Origin of the sequence: Pseudomonas sp. P42, from assembly GCF_017973755.1 — a bacterium.
GTDB lineage: Bacteria > Pseudomonadota > Gammaproteobacteria > Pseudomonadales > Pseudomonadaceae > Aquipseudomonas > Aquipseudomonas iridis.
Window position 1 is genome coordinate 752,552 of the sequence record NZ_JACOPU010000003.1, and the last position, 16,897, is coordinate 769,448.

At 58.8% G+C, this 16,897-nt stretch carries 15 protein-coding genes; 4 read left to right on the forward strand and 11 right to left on the reverse strand.

What is annotated here, in order from left to right:
• Positions 1-17 precede the first annotated feature (17 nt).
• Complete coding sequence (locus H8B20_RS12825; RefSeq protein ID WP_047299208.1) at positions 18-221, forward strand: twin transmembrane helix small protein; 204 nt, start codon at positions 18-20, stop codon at positions 219-221.
• A 48-nt stretch (positions 222-269) separates the two neighbouring features.
• Here H8B20_RS12825 and H8B20_RS12830 read toward each other — a convergent pair whose 3' ends face one another.
• From H8B20_RS12830 to coxB, 4 genes are all read right to left on the reverse strand, one after another.
• Positions 270-1,157 (reverse strand): cytochrome c oxidase subunit 3, encoded by an 888-nt coding sequence (locus tag H8B20_RS12830; protein ID WP_042556972.1) that lies wholly within the window; start codon positions 1,155-1,157, stop codon positions 270-272.
• 24 nt (positions 1,158-1,181) lie between these two features.
• The gene (locus tag H8B20_RS12835) at positions 1,182-1,733 is read right to left on the reverse strand and encodes a cytochrome c oxidase assembly protein (protein ID WP_210623328.1); all 552 of its coding nucleotides are present in this window, start codon (positions 1,731-1,733) and stop codon (positions 1,182-1,184) included.
• Between the two features lie 126 nt (positions 1,734-1,859).
• A complete protein-coding gene (gene ctaD / locus H8B20_RS12840; protein WP_095190262.1) occupies positions 1,860-3,446 on the reverse strand; it encodes a cytochrome c oxidase subunit I in 1,587 nt (528 codons plus the stop codon).
• A gap of 82 nt (positions 3,447-3,528) precedes the next feature.
• Complete coding sequence (coxB, locus tag H8B20_RS12845; RefSeq protein ID WP_042556975.1) at positions 3,529-4,656, reverse strand: cytochrome c oxidase subunit II; 1,128 nt, start codon at positions 4,654-4,656, stop codon at positions 3,529-3,531.
• Between the two features lie 370 nt (positions 4,657-5,026).
• Here coxB and H8B20_RS12850 point away from each other — a divergent pair, with 370 nt between their 5' ends.
• Positions 5,027-5,677 (forward strand): hypothetical protein, encoded by a 651-nt coding sequence (locus H8B20_RS12850; RefSeq protein ID WP_210623329.1) that lies wholly within the window; start codon positions 5,027-5,029, stop codon positions 5,675-5,677.
• An 87-nt stretch (positions 5,678-5,764) separates the two neighbouring features.
• Here the strand turns inward: H8B20_RS12850 and H8B20_RS12855 are convergent, their stop codons facing one another.
• The 3 genes from H8B20_RS12855 to H8B20_RS12865 all read right to left on the reverse strand — a co-directional run bounded on the left by H8B20_RS12855 (position 5,765) and on the right by H8B20_RS12865 (position 9,406).
• Positions 5,765-7,291 carry a SulP family inorganic anion transporter gene (locus tag H8B20_RS12855; protein WP_210623330.1) on the reverse strand — a complete coding sequence of 509 codons (1,527 nt, stop codon included), beginning with the start codon at positions 7,289-7,291 and terminating at the stop codon, positions 5,765-5,767.
• 90 nt (positions 7,292-7,381) lie between these two features.
• Positions 7,382-8,110: a carbonic anhydrase gene (locus H8B20_RS12860; protein ID WP_047299211.1), complete on the reverse strand. Its 729-nt coding sequence runs from the start codon at positions 8,108-8,110 to the stop codon at positions 7,382-7,384.
• A gap of 237 nt (positions 8,111-8,347) precedes the next feature.
• Positions 8,348-9,406, reverse strand: coding sequence for a PA0069 family radical SAM protein (locus H8B20_RS12865; RefSeq protein ID WP_210623331.1), 1,059 nt, complete (start codon positions 9,404-9,406; stop codon positions 8,348-8,350).
• A 245-nt stretch (positions 9,407-9,651) separates the two neighbouring features.
• Between H8B20_RS12865 and H8B20_RS12870 the strand changes: the two genes are divergently transcribed.
• Positions 9,652-9,954 carry a hypothetical protein gene (locus H8B20_RS12870; protein ID WP_210623332.1) on the forward strand — a complete coding sequence of 101 codons (303 nt, stop codon included), beginning with the start codon at positions 9,652-9,654 and terminating at the stop codon, positions 9,952-9,954.
• A gap of 80 nt (positions 9,955-10,034) precedes the next feature.
• Here the strand turns inward: H8B20_RS12870 and H8B20_RS12875 are convergent, their stop codons facing one another.
• Genes H8B20_RS12875 through H8B20_RS12885 form a run of 3 tightly spaced genes read right to left on the reverse strand, consistent with a single transcriptional unit; the run spans position 10,035 to position 13,882 of the window.
• Positions 10,035-11,336 (reverse strand): c-type cytochrome, encoded by a 1,302-nt coding sequence (locus H8B20_RS12875; RefSeq protein ID WP_210623333.1) that lies wholly within the window; start codon positions 11,334-11,336, stop codon positions 10,035-10,037.
• 12 nt (positions 11,337-11,348) lie between these two features.
• Positions 11,349-13,133 carry a GMC family oxidoreductase gene (locus H8B20_RS12880; RefSeq protein ID WP_210623334.1) on the reverse strand — a complete coding sequence of 595 codons (1,785 nt, stop codon included), beginning with the start codon at positions 13,131-13,133 and terminating at the stop codon, positions 11,349-11,351.
• Between the two features lie 2 nt (positions 13,134-13,135).
• Positions 13,136-13,882, reverse strand: a complete 747-nt coding sequence (locus tag H8B20_RS12885; RefSeq protein ID WP_042556984.1) for a gluconate 2-dehydrogenase subunit 3 family protein — start codon at positions 13,880-13,882, stop codon at positions 13,136-13,138.
• Between the two features lie 307 nt (positions 13,883-14,189).
• Between H8B20_RS12885 and H8B20_RS12890 the strand changes: the two genes are divergently transcribed.
• On the forward strand, positions 14,190-14,834 hold the full coding sequence (locus tag H8B20_RS12890; protein WP_210623335.1) for a phosphatase domain-containing protein: 645 nt from the start codon (positions 14,190-14,192) through the stop codon (positions 14,832-14,834).
• Here the strand turns inward: H8B20_RS12890 and H8B20_RS12895 are convergent, their stop codons facing one another.
• Positions 14,835-16,865 (reverse strand): M3 family metallopeptidase, encoded by a 2,031-nt coding sequence (locus tag H8B20_RS12895; protein ID WP_210623336.1) that lies wholly within the window; start codon positions 16,863-16,865, stop codon positions 14,835-14,837.
• Between the last annotated feature and the right edge of the window lie 32 nt (positions 16,866-16,897).

Genomic DNA, 16,897 nt, shown 5'->3' on the forward strand with positions numbered 1-16,897 from the left:
TCCCCCGGAGTCTTCCCATGCTCAAAACAGCTATCGTCCTGATGCTGATTGCCACGGTGATCAGCCTGTTCAGCGGCCTGTTTTTCCTGGTCAAGGACGACAGCAGCTCGAATCGACTGGTCATCGCCTTGAGTGTTCGGGTGGCATTGGCCGCTGGAACCGTCGGCCTGATTGCCTGGGGTTTCTACAGCGGCCAACTGGTGTCCCACGTGACGTGGTAGCTGCAAGCTTCTAGCTTTGAGCTGCAAGCTTGGAGCTTGCAGCTGTTGTTAAAGCACATAAACGAAGATGAACAAGCCGATCCACACCACGTCGACGAAGTGCCAATACCAGCTCGCCGCTTCAAAGCCGAACTGATGCTCGTTGTCGAAGTGGCCCTTCATGATCCGCATCAGCATCACAAACAGAATGATCGTGCCGATGGTCACGTGGGCGCCGTGGAAACCGGTGAGCATGAAGAACGTCGCGCCGTAGATGCCCGAACCCAGGGTCAGGCCCAGCTCCTTATAAGCGTGAATGTATTCTTCGGCCTGGAAGCCAAGGAACGCACAGCCCAGCAGCACGGTGATCGCCAGCCAGATTTTCAGCGCGCCGCGATGGCCTTTCTTCAGCGCATGGTGGGCGATGGTGATGGTCACGCTTGAGCTGACCAGCAGAATCGTGTTGATCAGCGGCAAGCCCCACGGACTGATGACGTCCTTGGCCGGCGGGAACAGTTTCGGGTCCGGCGTGTTCAGCAGCGGCCAGGTGAACTGAAAGTTTGGCCAAAGCATGTGCGCGACCCCTTTGGGGCCTTCACCTCCGAGTGCCGGGCCGGAAATGTGCCGCACGTAGAACAGCGCACCGAAGAAAGCGACGAAGAACATCACTTCGGAGAAGATGAACCAACTCATGCCCCAGCGGAACGAGCGGTCCAGCTGCGCGCTGTATAGCCCCGCGCGGCTTTCCTTGATCACCGTGCCGAACCAGCCGAACAGCATGTACGCCACCAGCAGGCCACCGACGAAAAAGATCAGCGGGCCGTGGGATTCCGGGCGTGCTGCCTTCAGGTCGTTGAACCAGACGGCCAGACCGTACACGGTGACCAACATCCCGATCGTGGCGATGATCGGCCACTTGCTCTGGGCCGGAACGTAATAGTGCTCATGAGTTGCCATTTATTGTTCTCCTTATCGGGCACGCTAACCGCCAGTGTTTACAGCCACCGGTGGATGTCGGGCGGTGATATCGAACAGCGTGTAGGACAGCGTCAGGTGCTTCACTTCCTTGGGCATGTCGCGGTCAACAATGAAACGCACCGGCATTTCGATCTGTTGCCCGGGCTGCAGCACCTGCTGGGTAAAGCAAAAGCACTCGGTCTTGTGGAAATATGCGGCGGCATTACTCGGCGCGATGCTCGGTACGGCTTGCGCACTCATCGGTTTGTCGGTGGGGTTGCGGGCGATGAAGATCATCTCGTTGACTGCGCCGGGGTTGGCCGTGAGTTCATCGTGCTTGGGATAGAAATCCCATGGCATGTCGGCAGTGTTGGTCGACAGAAACTGCACGCGCACCTGGCGCGAGGTATCAATCACCTGCTCACCCTCGTACTGGCCGCCGGTCTTGCCGTTGATGCCGAAGGCTTTGCACATCACGTCGTAGATCGGCACCAGGGCAAAACCGAAAATGAACATCGCGACCACCACACCGAGCAGGCGGGTGACGAGTTTTTTCAGCGAGATCGAGTCAGCCATGGTTCATGCCTCTCATCAGATCCCTTGTGGGAGCGAGCCTGCTCGCGAAGCAGACAACTCGGTGCATCAGATGAACCGCGTCATCGTTCTTCGCGAGCAGGCTCGCTCCCACAGGGAGTTCTGTGTTCATTTCACTTCCGGCGGCGTAGTGAAGGTGTGATACGGCGCCGGCGACGGCACGCTCCACTCCAAGCCTTCGGCGCCATCCCACGGTTTGGCCGGTGCTGGCGGGCCGCCGCGAATGGTCTTGATGACGATGAACAGGAAGAAGATCTGCGTGGCGCCGAACATGAACGCGCCGATCGAGGAGACCATGTTGAAGTCGGCGAATTGCAGGTTGTAGTCCGGAATCCGTCGCGGCATTCCCGCAAGACCGACAAAGTGCATCGGGAAGAAGGCCATGTTCATCCCGATGAATGACAACCAGAAATGCAGCTTGCCGAGGGTCTCGTCGTACATGTGCCCGGTCCACTTCGGCAGCCAGTAGTAGGCCGAGGCGAAGATCCCGAAGATCGCCCCCGGCACCAGCACGTAGTGGAAATGCGCCACCACGAAGTAGGTGTCCTGATACTGGAAGTCTGCCGGGGCGATAGCCAGCATCAGCCCGGAGAACCCGCCAATGGAGAACAGGATGACGAACGCCACGGCGAACAGCATCGGCGTTTCGAAGGTCAGCGAGCCTTGCCACATGGTGCTCGCCCAGTTGAACACCTTGACCCCGGTGGGCACGGCGATCAGTAGCGTGGCGTACATGAAAAACAGCTCGCCCACCAACGGAATACCGACCACAAACATGTGGTGCGCCCAGACGATAAACGACAGGAACGCGATGCTCGCCGTGGCGTAGACCATCGAGGTGTAGCCGAACAGCGGTTTGCGCGAGAACGTCGGGATGATCGAGCTGACGGCGCCGAACGCCGGCAGGATCATGATGTACACCTCGGGGTGGCCGAAGAACCAGAACACATGCTGGAACAACACCGGGTCACCGCCACCGGCGGCACTGAAGAAACTGGTGCCGAAATGGATGTCCATCAGCATCATCGTCACGCACCCGGCCAGCACCGGCATCACCGCGATCAGCAGAAACGCGGTGATCAGCCAGGTCCAGACGAACAGCGGCATTTTCATCAACGTCATGCCGGGGGCGCGCAGGTTGAGGATGGTCGCGACCACGTTGATCGCGCCCATGATCGAGCTGATCCCCATCAGGTGAATGGCAAAGATGAAGAACGTCACGCTTTCAGGTGCGTAAGTCGTCGATAACGGCGCGTAGAACGTCCAGCCGAAGTTCGGCCCGCCACCGGGGCTGAACAGGGTTGAAACCAGCAGCAGGAACGCCGCTGGCAGCAGCCAGAAGCTGAAGTTGTTCATGCGCGGCAGGGCCATGTCCGGCGCGCCGATCATCAACGGGATCATCCAGTTGGCGAGGCCGACGAACGCCGGCATCACCGCACCGAACACCATCACCAAACCATGCATGGTGGTCATCTGGTTGAAGAACGCCGGTTCGACGATCTGCAAACCGGGCTGGAACAGCTCGGCGCGGATCACCATGGCGAACGAGCCGCCGAGCAGGAACATGCAGAACGCAAACCACAGGTACAGCGTGCCGATGTCCTTGTGGTTGGTGGTCAGCACCCAGCGCATCAGGCCTTTGGCCGGGCCGTGGGCGTGGTCGGCGTGACCGTGGTCATCGATGACAGCGCTCATGGCCGGTCTCCTTCAAGCGAGTGGACGGGGCGGGCCGGGGCGCGGAGCCCCGACCGATTCACGAAGTACGCAATAGACCGGCTCATTTGCTTTCCGCCTGTTTCAGCTCCAGCACTTCTTTTGGCGTCACCATGTCGCCCTTGTTGTTGCCCCACGCATTACGTTCGTAGGTCACAACGGCGGCGATATCGACTTCCGACAACTGCTTGCCGAACGCCGCCATGGCGGTGCCGGGTTTACCGTGGAAGACGATGCTCAGGTGATCCTTGATCGGGCCGGTGGCGATTTTCGAGCCTTTGAGCGCCGGGAACATCGGCGGCAGGCCCTGGCCTTCGGCCTGGTGACAGGCGACGCAAGCGGTGTGATAGACCTTGTCGCCGCGCTCCTTGAGCTCGTCGAGGGTCCATTCCTTGCTGGTCAGCTCTTTGAGCTGCGCAGCCTCGGCTTTGCGCTCGGCGAGCCAGGTTTCGTAGTCGGCCTTATCCTTGACCTCGACCACGATCGGCATGAAGCCGTGATCCTTGCCGCACAGTTCGGCGCACTGGCCACGGTAAATGCCCGGTTTGTCGACGCGGGTCCAGGCTTCGTTGACGAACCCCGGAATCGCGTCGCGCTTGACCGCAAAGGCCGGCACCCACCAGGAATGGATCACGTCAGCGGAGGTCACGAGGAAGCGGACCTTGGCGCCGGTCGGCAGCACCAGCGGCTTGTCGACCTCAAGCAGGTAATGCTCGCCCTTGGCTTCCTTGTTCTGGATCTGCTCGGCGGGAGTGGCCAGGTTGCTGAAGAACTCGACGTCCTGGCCCAGGTATTTGTAATGCCACTTCCACTGATAACCGGTGATCTGGATATCGATATCCGGCTCACTGCTGTCGTACATCTTGATCAGGGTGGCGGTCGCCGGCACGGCCATCGCGACCAGAATCAGCAGCGGTACGACGGTCCAGAGAATTTCGACGGTGGTGCTTTCGTGGAATTTTGCGGCGACTTGCCCGGTAGAACGGCGGTGCACCATCATCGACCAGAACATGGCGCCGAAGACGATGACCCCGATCACCACACAGATCCAGAAAATGGTCATGTGCAGGTCGAATACTGCGTGACTGATTTCAGTCGCTCCAGGCGCCATATTCACAGTCCAGGCCGCATTGGCCGGGCTGAAAATCGACCACAACAGGAGGCCCATCCAGACGTGTGGATGTCGCATCATTGCGGGTTCCCCTTATCGTTCTTGTTATCCCGGAGGCGTAACGCCTGCGGCAAGGGAGCGGCTGCATCAGACTACGAACTTGAATCGCCGAGCCTTGCTGCGGGTGCAGTCGGGCGTCATCAGCTAACTCCATTCACTGGCGAGTATAGACAGCGACTGAGAATTGCAATGTCTGCTCGTAAATGATGTGAAACAGGGAGCACTTGCGTTCAAGGGCAGGAATGGAGAAGGATGCAGACGAGTGGTGGCAAACAGATATAACGCGGGCGCATCAAGGATGAAATAATTATGACAAATGCGTCTTAGCATTTTTCGTAAGCCAGCTAACTTATGTCTTCCCTATTTCACTGCCTTGTTCCCTGGAGTTTTCATGAACACCGCCGCATTGCGCGAGCAGATCCAAAAAGCCCAACAGCACGAGAAAGAAACCGGCCTGCTGACCCGTCAGCTGGAAAGCAAGCTGCCTCATTTACACCCGGCGATCCAATTGCCGGAAGCCGACGCCAATGGTGTGCTGACGCGTTTTGTCGCCGCCTACATCGATGAAGTACCGGACCTGCTGGATGCAGCCAATGAAGTCGCCAGGGAAGCGGGAATTGAATCGCAGATCAAACCGGTGCTCAGAATCGCCGAGCAGTACTTCCTCCAGCCGCCAGCCATCATGGCCGGCCACGTTGGCCTGGACAGCCTGCTGGACGAAGCCTACCTGGCGCACCGTTTTGTCGAAGAGGTCAATGACCTGTACATCAAGCATTTCGGCCAGCCCTTGATCCCCTTGGACATGACGGTCGCCAACTTGATTGCTCACCAGTTGATCGGTGAGGAATTTGCCAACCAACTGGACGAAGCCGTACATCACGCCATCGACGAGATGCTCAACGACGAAAGCTTTGCGCTGGAATCGGTAGAGATCTACCGCGAAAAACTCAGCAGCCCGGAAACGGGTGCGGCGTGGAAACGCTGGCCGTGCATGGGTCGCCGCCTGGGTGTGGGTCTGGAGCTGGATCAGCCCGCTGCCTGAACCTTAAAAGATCGCAGCCTCCGGCAGCGCCTACATGAGATGGTATTTCACCCTGTAGGAGCTGCCGAAGGCTGCGATCTTTTGATCCTAAGCGGCTGAGCCAATCCCGGTGTTTGTGCGAACCCTGCCTTCAAGCCGTCGCTTCAACCCACGCGACTCGATCACCAGTTTCGACCCCTTGGCCGCATTCGCCCGGCCCCATTCTTCCAGCAACTCCAGACATGAATGGTCGATGTAGCTCAGATTATTGAGCGGCACATGCACCGTCGAGCCTGCTGGAATGGTGTTCAGCACCTGGGTCAGCGCCGGTACTTTGAGGAAGGTCGCCGCGCCGATCAGGCGTAACTCCATTTCCCCTTCCGGCGGCAGGTCGATCAAGCTGATCTTCAGGCGTGAGGCCTTGAAGGCCAGTTTCACCAGCGTCAGACCAAAACCGATCAGCACACCGGTCAGCAGGTCAGTGAAGATGATCGCCAGCGCCGTGGCGGCGTAGGTGAACATCGGCATCCGCCCATAACGGCTCAGACCACGGAAAGCTTTCAGGTCGACCAGTTTGAAGCCGGTATACACCAGCACACCCGCCAGACTCGCCACCGGAATGCTTTGCAGCACACTCGACAGCAACAGCACGAACGCCAGCAGCCACAGACCGTGGAAGATCGTCGAGTAACGTGTGGTAGCACCGGCCTGGACGTTGGCCGAACTGCGCACGATCACCCCGGTCATCGGCAAAGCGCCGAGCAGACCGCAGAGCATGTTGCCGACACCTTGCGCCGAGAGTTCGCGGTCGAAGTCCGAACGCACGCCATTGTGCATGCGGTCTACCGCGGCGGCCGACAACAGGGTTTCCGCGCTGGCGATAAACGCCACGGCGAACGCGGCGATCAGCAGCGTCGGATCGGCCAGACTGAGCAGGTCTGCCGGTTTCAACCAGTCGATGGCTTCCGCCAGATTCGCCGGCACCTCAACCCGCTTCACCTGCAACGCCAGCAGCAGACTGGCGCCCGTCGCCAGGCCAACACCGAGCAATGCGCCGGGAACGAACCGCAGCGAGTGCGGGCGGAATTTCTCCCACAGCCACATCACCGCAATCGTCGACAACCCGAGCAGCCCGGCCTGCCAGCCAAACGAAGGCAAGGCTTGCGCCACTGCGGCGGGGAATGCCGTGAGGTTATCCAGCCCGGAAGGTTTCGGCGACGCATCGAGCATCACATGCACCTGTGACAGCACGATCAACACGCCAATCCCGGCAAGCATGCCGTAGACCACCGCTGGCGCCGTGACCCGAAACCAGCAGCCGAGCTTCAGTCGCCCGGCCACCAGTTGCAGGAAACCGGCGAGTAGCAAAATCGGCCCGAGCATCTCGATACCGTGCTGGCGCACCAGTTCGAACACCAAAACCGCCAGACCCGCCGCCGGCCCGCTGACCTGTAACGGTGAACCCGCCAGCCAACCCACCACCAGACCACCGATGATTCCGGTGATCAAACCCTTCGCTGGCGGCAACCCTGAAGCGATTGCAATGCCCATGCACAACGGCAGGGCGACCAAAAACACAACCACGGATGCGAGCAGCTCCCGTGGCAACACAGCTTTCAATTGAGCAGCACGCATGGTGATTCTCCCGAAGTTTTCTTCAGGCGTGGCGAGGCCGGGCCGCTGAAACAGCGGCCGGCGTCAAACCACACAGATTGTCAGGAAGATTTAGAAGCGCGCTTTGGGCGTCGCCACCGGAATCGGATGGCTGCCATCGAGCGGCAGGAAACGGCCCTGATCCGCGTCGTAAGCTTTGATTTCACTGGTTTCGATGTTGTAGACCCAGCCATGGATGAACAGATGACCGTTCGCCATGCGTGAGGCTACCGAGGGATGGGTACGCAAGTGCTGCAATTGGGCGATGACGTTTTCCTCGGTGAGGATCGGCATACTTTCTTTTTCGTCGGCGCAGTGACAGTTCTCATGCACCATGGTTTTCGCGACTTCAGCGTGGCGCAACCAGGCTTTGACCGTCGGCATTTTTTCCAGGCTATCGGGGTTGAGCACCGCACGCATGGCGCCGCAATCGGAGTGGCCGCAGATGATGATGTGCTGCACGCCCAGCGCCAGTACCGCGTATTCGATGGCAGTGGAAACGCCGCCGTTCATCTGGCCGTAAGGTGGCACGACGTTGCCGACGTTACGCGTCACGAACAGATCGCCGGGCGAGCTCTGGGTAATCAGTTCGGGAACGATGCGCGAGTCGGCGCAAGTGATGAACATCGCCTTGGGCGCTTGTGCCGTGGCGAGTTTCTTGAAGAGTTCTTCCTGCTGCGGGAAGACCTCATGATGAAAATGTAAAAAGCCGTCTACGATCTGTCGCAGCGCTGCATCGGCGGATTCCGCTTCAGGGGTTTGCGCCGACGCAGCCAGCGGCTGTTTATCCTTGTCACTCATGATTCATCCTCTTTGGCGGATTCAGGGAGTCTTGCCCCGGTATTCCGGTATGAAGCCAGTGGCTGTTTAAAACATCCGGGTCATCCCGACCCGTCAGTCACTCGATGAACAAGGTAGCCGCCGAAACTTAACTCAAACTGAATCAAACGCTCTAGAACGTGTGTTCCAGGTCACAAAAAACGTGACTGAGGTTTTCGGCGGAAGGTTTCCAACCCCTCGATCATAAGTCAATTGTCGCTAAATCAACGACATCTGGCGACCCGGCGGACAGAAGGCCGTGCAATCGAGGTTGTAGCCTTCGCGATGATTGAGGCCAAGACGCTTGATCGCCTTGGCAAAGCGCTGGGCGAGCAGATCGGCGAACGGCCCTTCGCCCCGCATGCGCGCACCGAAACGGCTGTCATAAAGCTCACCGCCACGGCTCTGGCGAATCAGGCTCAGCACGTGTGCCGCCCGTTGCGGATAGTGCGCTTGCAGCCATTCCTCGAACAACGGCGCCACCTCCAGCGGCAGGCGCAACATCATGTACGCAGCGCTTTGCGCACCGGCAGCGTGGGCTGCGGTGAGCAGGCCTTCGATCTCGCTGTCGTTGATCATCGGAATCATCGGTGAACACAGCACACCGACCGGAATGCCCGCTTCGCGCATCACCCGGATCGCCCGCAACCGCGCCTTGGGCGCTGCGGCGCGCGGTTCGAGGATGCGTTTGAGTTCGTCGTCCAGCGTCGTGAGGCTGATCATCACGGCCACCAGTCGCTGCTGCGCCAGTTCGGTCAGCAAGTCGAGATCGCGCAGGATCAGCGAGCCCTTGGTGACGATGGTTACCGGATGCCGATAGCGCAAAAGCACTTCGAGGATCTGACGGGTGATTTTATGTTCGCGTTCGATCGGCTGATACGGATCGGTATTGGAACCCAGGTTGATCGGTGCACATTGATAGCCGCGTTTGCTCAACTGTTCTTCCAGCACCTGCGCGGCGTTGGTCTTGGCGATCAGCCTGGTTTCGAAGTCCAGCCCGGGCGACATGTCCCAATAGGCGTGGCTGGGCCGAGCGTAGCAATAGATGCAGCCATGCTCGCAGCCGCGATAGGGATTGATGGAGCGATCAAAGGGCAGGTCGGGCGAAGTGTTGCGGGTAATGATGGTTTTTGCGGTTTCGATCATCACCTCGGTGTTTTGCGTTTCGGGCACTTCCTGGTACCAGCCGTCGTCCTCCGCCACCGAGCGGTTTGGCGCGAAGCGGTTGTGCGGGTTGGTCGCGGTGCCGCGACCGCGAGGGGGGAGAGGGCTGATCATTGGGCGAACCTCGTGTCTGTATATGCATACAGTATATGAGCAGGGCCGGGACGATCCAGTACCGTTCGGCCACAGAAAAACCGCCGCGGATCATTCTCGCGATTCTGTTCGCTGTTTATATAAATAGTTAGAACCAGAGACAACCCGGGAAACATATGTTTGGTTGTGAAGGGAAGTTATCAAATATAGCCTTCGCAACTTACCGGCACTGATGCCTGTGTATTAATTATAAAAGGATTTAATTTATGTCGTTTCTCAATCAGCGTGGTGTTTTTCTGCAAATGATGCTGCCGAGCCAATCTGAGCCCAATACCATTGTTTCGCTGCAACTTGCTCGCAAGGAACTGGGCTGGGACGCGGAGGAGCAGCTGTCGACCGAGTCCTTGGTCGATTCGATTTATGTTGTCGCGGTGTCCAGCGATCGTGGCAAGTCGTTCACCATCCGCACCGATAAGAAGGACGTGGACGGCGACGGCGATATTGATAGTGATGACAAGGCCAAGTTGGAGGCATTGGCCAAGGCTTATGTGAGTATCGTCAATCCTTGAATGGCTTCTTGAAGCATTGGTCATCACGACAAGTTTCAACAAAAACCCTGCATGAATGATTCATGCAGGGTTTTATGTTTTTAGTTGTGGCTAGTTACCTGACCAAGATCATTGCCAGACGTTGTTTTCATATCGTCGGTACGCAGTCCCGCGACGTCTTTGGCCGAGACCGGCGCGCCTTTGTTGCCCCAACTACCACGAATGAAGCTCACCACGTCCGCGACTTCCTGATCCGATAACCGCCATGCAAAACCAGGCATGGTGAAAGTCGATGGCGCAGTGTGCGTCGCGGGCAATGTACCGCCCTTGAGCACAATGTGAATCAGCGAGGTCGGGTCGTCTGATTGCAACACCGGGTTGCCTGCCAGCGCCGGGAACACACGGGTATAACCGTGACCGTCGGTGCGATGGCATGCCGCGCAGTTGTCGATGTACACCGAGGCGCCGCGCTGGCTGTCATCACCGTTCCACAGGGCCTTGGCGGCTGTCGCGTCGTATTGGTGTGGCTGATCGTTCGGATCATTGGCCGGCAATGACTTGAGATAGCGCGCAATCGCCGTCAGGTCGGCGTCGGTCATGTACTGCATGCTGTGGGTGACCACATCGCTCATGCCGCCGAACACGGCGCTGCGATCACTGCGGCCGGTCTTGAGGAATTGCATCAGTTGCTCCTCGCTCCAGCTGCCGAGTCCATCCTTGTGATCGCCACGCAGATTCTTGGCGATCCAGCCTTCCAGCGGCGCGCTGCCGGCCAGAAAGTGGCTGCCATCGGCCGCACTCAGGGATTTTTCCTGCATGGTCAGGGCCCGTGGCGTATGGCAGGCGCCGCAATGTCCGAGCCCTTCGACCAGATACGCCCCACGGTCAATCACCGGGTCATCTGACGTCGACTTGTAGTCCTCGACCTTCGGCGCAAACATCCAGCGCCAGCCCATCAGCGGCCAGCGCATGCTCAACGGCCATGGAATGTCGCTGGCCTTGTTCTCTTGCGCGACGGGTTGCACGCCGTGCATGAAGTACGCGTACAACGCTTTCATGTCGGTTTCGCTGACACGGGCGTAGGACGGATACGGCATCGCCGGGTACAACGTACTACCGTTTTTGGCGACGCCATGACGCACTGCCTGATCAAAGTCCTCGAAGCTGTAATCACCGACGCCGGTTTTATCCGGGGTGATATTGGTCGAGTAGATCGTGCCGATCGGGGTTTCCATTGGCAGGCCCCCGGCGAACGGCTTGCCGTTTTTCGCGGTGTGGCAAGCCACGCAGTCACCGGCGCGGGACAGGTATTCACCCTGCTTGATCAAGGATTGATCGACTTCGGCCGCTTGCAAAGCAGCACTGCCGAGCAGCGCAAGGGACGCGATAACAAACTTCTTCATGGTCATCGCTCCTTAAGCCTGAACCAGCGGGCCGGGGTTTTTCAGGTATTGCTCGCGGATCGCCTTCGCCGACCAATAGGTCAACGCCGCGACCAGACCGGTCGGGTTGTAGCCCAGGCCTTGCGGGAATGCCGAGGCGCCCGGAACGAAGACGTTGTGCACGTCCCAGCTCTGCAGGTAACGGTTCAACGCGCTCTTCTTCGGATCGGTGCCCATGATCGCGCCACCGTTGAGGTGGGTGGTCTGGTAGGACGCGGTGTTGAAGTGGTCGCCGACTTTCTTGCCGATCACCGCAATGGCTTTCGGGCCCATCGCTTCGGCGACCTTGCCCATTTTCTCGACCATGAAGCGGTTCATCTTGATGTCGTTTTCCTGCCAGTCGAAGGTCATGCGCAGCAGCGGCAAGCCGTAGGCATCGCGGTACACCGGATCGAGATCGAGGTAGTTACCTCTGTAGGACTGATGCGCGCCGTGGGCGTCCATCGACACCTGGTGGGTGTAGTAATCGGCGGTCGCGCGTTTCCATGCGCTGCCCCAGGCCGGCGTGCCGGGCGGGTTCGAGGTGCCGGCAATCGGTCGGCTGCCGGCCTGGTTGACCCACATCGGCGAGCCGCCGACGAAGCCGTGCGGGCCGTGGTCGAAGTTATCGGCGTTGAAATCATCCAGCGCCACACCGTTACCGCCGGCCCCGATGAAGTTGTTGGTGTGGGTGTCCTTGTCGAAGAACGCCTTGATCGTTGCCATGTTCTGGTAAGCGAAGTTGCGCCCGACCACGCCTTCGCCGCTGATCGGATCGTAAGGCTTGCCGATCCCGGAGAGCAGCATCAGTCGCACGTTGTGCAACTGGAACGCGCCGAGGATCACCAGATCCGCCGGTTGCTCGATCTCCCGACCTTGCGCATCGATGTAGGTGACGCCGGTGGCTTTGGTTTTGCTGCTGTCGAGATTGACCCGCAGCACATGGGAATTGGCCCGCAGCTCGAAATTCGGCAACGGTTTGAGCGCCGGCAGGATGTTCACGTTCGGCGAAGCTTTGGAATACATGTAGCAAACGTAGCCGCTGCAAAATCCGCAGAAGTTGCATGGGCCCATCTGCGCGCCGTAGGGATTGGTGTACGGCCCTGAAGTATTTGCCGAAGGCAGGTTGTAGGGTTTGTAGCCAACCTCTGTGGCTGCCTTGCCGAACAGCTGTGCGGAAACCGTGTTCTTCTGCGCTTCCAGCGGGAAAGGGTTCGAGCGGTCCGGCGCGTAAGGGTTACCACCCTTGCCCTGACCGACCAATTGACCTTTGACGGTCCAGGCCTGGCCCGAAGTGCCGAAGACTTTTTCGGCATAATCGAAGAACGGCTCAAGCTCTTCATAGCTGACGCCGAAGTCCTGAATGGTCATGTCCTTGGGAATGAAGCTTTTGCCGTAGCGTTCTTCGTAGTGGCTGCGCATGCGCAACTCGATTGGGTCGACGCGAAAGTGCACACCCGACCAGTGCAGCCCGGCGCCGCCGACGCCATTGCCCGGCAGGAACGCACCCAACTGGCGATTCGGCAGGGCGATGTCGTTGACGCTGTGGCGAATGGTGACGGTCTCTTTGGAGATGTCCTGAAAGAGTTTTTTGCGCACGCTGTAGGTGAGTTCGTCGATCACCTGCGGATAGTTGCCGTCGGGGTACGTGTCCTGCATCGGCCCGCGCTCCAGCGCCAGCACGTTGAGGCCCGCTTCGGTCAGTTCCTTGGCCATGATCGCGCCAGTCCAGCCAAAACCGACGATCACTGCGTCGACCTTCTTCAGTACGGTTGCCATGCTCACGCCCTCTCGCCGCGAATCGAAACTGCCGGGAAGGGGTATTGCTCGTTGCGTTCCACCCAATCCATGAAATCGGCGCGGGCGCCGGGGAAGCCGATCATGGTCCAGCCGACCATGCCTTTATTGCCGCCATGGATCGGGTCGCAGAAGAACCCTTCTTTGGTGTTTTGCAGCAGCAGGTTGAAGAAGATCTTCGCCGGGACGCTATCGAACTGCGGTTTGCCGGCTTCGAGTTGCTTGAGCAAATCGTCTCGGGTAGCGCTGTCTTGCTCGGCAAATGTTTTACCGTTGAGGGCTTTTGTCCACTGATCCGTGGCGGCGATGCCGAGACGATAGATCTCTTTAGGGACCAATTTGCTCTGCCAACCCATCTCCGGCGCCGCTTCAGCGTTGAACGGACCCTGCATGTACCAGAGGGCTCCGGCAGCGTAGGGCGTGTTCATCTGACGATCGATGTATTCCGGCACACCCGCTTCGATCGCACCTGGGCCTTGAGCATCGGCGGGAATCAACTGCGCCACGGCGGCATTGATGAAGGCCCATTCCTCTGCGGTGAAATAGCTCGGCTGATAAACGCCCGCGTCAGCGCGAGCCGGTGGCGCCGCGGGTGTGGCCGGAGCGGCTTCAGGCGAGGCATGCAGGACACTGCTGCCCAAACCGGTGCCGGCGAGGGTGACCACTGGAATCAGGGTCAGGGATTTGCGTAAAAAATCACGCCGCGGGTTGTCTCGATTTTCATCAGACATTGGGTTGCACCTCATCAGGCATCAAGATTGGTCAACCGTTTCTGCGAACGGCTTGAGGATTTGCTGTCGCGACGTGGCCGGTTTGACCCGTAAAAGGGGGACGTGTCTGCAACAAGATGTGACAAATGGTAGCAGGCTAAGCATCTGGATGAATCGATAAAGCGCAAAAAAGACTGGAATTGCGCGGTGAGGGTTGAGGAAAGAATGCCGATTCACGCTTCTTTGACACCCGGCTCACGGGGCTTTGACCGTCAAACCGCGACGCTGAGGCTCCTGTCACTGAAAATCCCGATACGGTTAATCCAGCATGTCCCGAGTGCATCTTTTTCCTGCTGTGTGCTTGTCGCTTGTAATGCTCCTGCAGTTGTTTCCGGCACAGGCTTCCGAGCCTGAGGCCCTTCGTCCTGCGCAATGGGCGCAGCCGATTGAAGTGCAATACAACCTGTTCCAGATGTCGCCAACGCTGTACCGCAGCGCGTTGCCCGACGACGGTGCCGTGCCGTTATTGAAGAATCTGAAAGTGGCCACGGTCATCAACTTCCTGCCCGAAGCCGATAGCAACTGGCTGTCCACGCCCGGCATTCATCAGGTGCAATTAACGTATCGCACCAACCACGTCGACGACAGTGATGTGCTCAAGACCCTGCGTGCGATTCAGGAAGCCGAGGCCAGTGGCCCGGTGTTGATGCACTGCAAGCACGGTTCCGACCGCACCGGGCTGATGGCCGCGATGTACCGCGTAGTGGTGCAAGGCTGGAGCAAAGAGGACGCTCTGAACGAAATGACCCAAGGTGGTTTTGGTGAAAGCGGCCACTTCCGCGACAGCGTGCGCTATGTGATGCAGGCTGATGTCGACAAGCTGCGTACCGCGCTGGCCAATGGTGATTGCAGCACCAGCGCGTTTGCGACCTGTTCGCTGAAGAGCTGGTTTCAGACGGTTAATCTGAAGTGATCAATCGGTGGTGGCTGCAAAGAGTTGCGGGTCGACCGGTTGGCCGAGAAAGGCTTCCAGCGCGGTCAGCAACGAGCCGGAGTCGCCAGGGGCAAAGAACGCCTCGCGAAAAGCGCGGCCCGCTTGCGGGTTGAAAACCCCGTCCCGCTGGAACCGCTTGAACGCTTCGGTCGCCAGCACCCCTGACCACTTGTAGGCATAGACCGACGCTTCGTAACCGGTCACCAGGTAATCAAAGCCAAAGGCGAAACGGTGATAACCCGACAGTCGCAGGTGCGGCATCTCGCGTCGCACATCTTTGAACACCTGTTCGATGCTGCGGCCATCACCATGGCTGCGATGCAACTCCAGATCAAACAACGCCGTCAGCAGCAGTAGGGTGGTGGATCGACTGGTCTGGGCGCCAAGCGCAGCCAGTGCGGTGTTGACTCGCGCCGCTGTAAGAAGTTCGCCGCTCTGGTAATGCGCCCCCAGCCACAGCAGAAAGTCTGGCGACTGACACCAATGCTCGAACAGCTGACCGGCGAATTCCGCCGTGTCGCGTCCCAGTTGAGAGATCCCCGCCAGGTTGCGATGGGGCGAGCGCGTCAGCACATGCTGCAAACAATGGCCGAACTCGTGAATCAGCACCCGCAGGTTTTCGTGGGAGAGCAGGCACGGGTGCGCTTCGGTGGCAGGCGGGAAATTGCAATTCAGGCAAGCGATCGGCAGCGCTGGTCGGCCCTCGGCATTGATGCTGCGAATGCGTAACACGGAGGTGAACGCAAAGTCAGTGGCGTCTTCGCGGTGGAAAGGGTCAACGTAGATGTGCCCGATCACTTGCCCGTGCTCGCTGACATCCAACAGTCGGACGCTGTCATGCCAGTGGCTGAGTGCTGTCTGCTCGACGATGGTGATGCCAAACAGGTGCTCGCAGAACCGGCAGAGTTTACGCAATGTGTCATCAAGCGAAAAATACTGGCGCAAGCCTTTTAGCGCCCCGTTCAATTGTTGCAGGCGTAATTGCTCGGCGAGAAATTCCTCATCCCACGGCTGGATATCTGCATACCCCAGGGTGAGCGCAAAGGCTTTCAGCACCTGCGTATCACTCAGCAGATGCGGCGTATTCAGTACCATTTGCTGGCGTATAAACGCACTGACTTGCGCCGGGGATGTGGCCATACGGTCTGCCAGGCGCAACTCGACGAAATTCTCGAAGCCCAATAATTGGGCTTTTTCATGGCGCAACGCGACCAGCACCGACAGGACCGGATCGTTGTCGAGTTTTTCTGCCTGCGGGCCTCGATCAGACGCGCGGTTGATCCAGGCCGTGAAGTACTCTTCGCGCAGCGCGCGGTTTTGCGCATGAGTCATGATTTGTCGGTAGGTGTTCTGATCCAGCGTGAGCAACCAGCCGCTGTATCCAGCCGTTTTCGCCTTGAGTGCCAGACGTGCCTGTACCTCGACAGACAGGCCTTGAAGTAGCGTGATGTCGTTGATGCGCTTGCTCCACGCGGCGTTGGCCAGTTCCAGATTGCTTTGAAACAATTGCTCCAGATTCCGGATATCCCGGTTCAGGCGGGCAAGTTTTTGCTGTTGCGCGGGTTGGAGTTCGATACCGGACAAGCGGAAACTGCGCAGAATCTTCGCCAGCGAGGCTTTGCGCTGATTATCGAAACTGGCGGCAACCGCACTCTGCGCCAGGCGTTGATAGGTGCGGTACAACTCGAGATTGGCGGTCTTGTCGTCTATGTATTGGCCTGCAGCGTGGCTGCACAACGCGCTTTCCCTGAGCCAGTCGGCGTCGTCGGATTTGACCTTCGATAGCGTGTCGATAATGCCCACTGCTTCCGTCAGGCGCGCATCGGCCGAATCGATGGCCACCACCAGATCATCCCAGTTTGGATGCTCGGTCTGGCTGGCGATCACTTGGGCAATGATCTGCTGGTTTTCGGCAACGATCACGTTGATGGCGGGCAGCAGATGCTCGGCGCGAATGTCCGACCACGGGGGCAATGACCAGTGTTGTAAAAGCGGATTGGTGTCAGGCATGACGTCTTCCTTGAGGGTTGGCTGAAAGGGCC